This is a genomic window from Microbacterium sp. Bi128, assembly GCF_918698205.1.
Map to the genome: position 1 here is coordinate 1 of NZ_CAKKMM010001459.1, position 1,238 is coordinate 1,238.

Consider the following 1,238-nt stretch of genomic DNA (forward strand, 5'->3'; position numbering starts at 1 on the left):
GGACATTGGAGCTGCCCACCGATTCATCGGCAACGGGCGCGCCGTCCTCGAACCTGACGCCCCGGGTTTTGGTGCCGCCGATGTCCAGTCCGATCACGGCACCTGTCCTCGCCGTGGCAGATGGCGTGGTGGAAGATGGAACGGAGTCCGCCGCCGGCGGCATATCAGTGTTAGTCACTGGAACAGGTTACTGAATCGCTGCAAGGAGCCCGCAATGCCCCACGATCTTTTCGGCACACCCGTCATCGCGGCGCCCATGGCCGGCGGCACCTCCACACCGGCCTTCGTCGAAGCCGTACACCGGGCCGGCGGGCTGGGCTTCCTCGCGGCCGGCTACAAGAGCGTGGCGGCCATGCAGGCGGAAATCCGCACCATCCGGGAGTCCGGCGCCCGGTTCGGCATGAATGTGTTTGTCCCGGATCCGGCCCAGCTGCCGCCCTCCGCGGCGGTGCTGGCGGAACTCGAGGACTACCGGCAGCAGCTGCGCCCCGACGCCCGGCGCTACGGCGTCGAGCTTCCGCAGTTGCGGCTCGACGACGACGACGAATGGCAGGGAAAGATCGATGCCCTGCTCTCAGAGCCCGTGGAGCTGGTCAGTTTCGCCTTCGGGCTGCCCGGCCCGGACGTCGTTCGGGCCCTGCAGCGGGCGGGGTCGGCGGTGCTGGCCACTGTCACTACCGCGGCCGAGGCCGTGCAGGCGGCAGGGCAAGGCGTGGACGCCCTCGTCGTGCAGCACGCGAGCGCCGGCGGACACAGCGCGGCGTTCCTTCCGACCCCGGACCCGCAACCGGCTTACACAGCGGAGCCGGGCGGCACAACTGCGCAGCCGGGCGGCACAACTGCGCAGCCGGGCGGCACGACGGCGGAGCTACTCGCCGAGGTGCGGTCCGCCGTCGACCTTCCGCTGGTGGCTGCGGGCGGCATCATGGATGCGGCCGGGCTGGACGCCGTGCTGCGTGCCGGGGCCGTCGCAGCCCAGCTCGGCACCGCATTTCTCCGCACTGACCAAAGCGGCGCCAAGCAGCTGCACAAAGATGCCCTGGCCGATCCGCACTTCACCCGAACCCGGCTGACACGCGCCTTCACCGGCCGGCAGGCCCGGGCTCTGGAGAACGAATTCGTCCGCGACCACCCCGAGGCGCCGGGGGCCTACCCTGCCGTCCACCACCTCACGGCGCCCATCCGGGCCGCGGCCACCGCAGCCGGCGACGCGGAACGCCTGAACCTGTGGGCGGGCA

Annotated in this window: 1 protein-coding gene and 1 pseudogene; one reads left to right on the top strand and one right to left on the bottom strand. The window is 71.1% G+C overall.

Features of this window, described 5'->3' with window-relative positions; translation table 11 throughout:
- Nucleotides 1–163, bottom strand: a pseudogene (locus LQV45_RS33670) (ATPase); the annotation flags it as partial.
- A 51-nt stretch (nt 164–214) separates the two neighbouring features.
- Here LQV45_RS33670 and LQV45_RS33675 point away from each other — a divergent pair.
- On the top strand, nt 215–1,238 hold a 1,024-nt coding region (locus LQV45_RS33675), incomplete at its 3' end, for a nitronate monooxygenase (protein ID WP_230012143.1).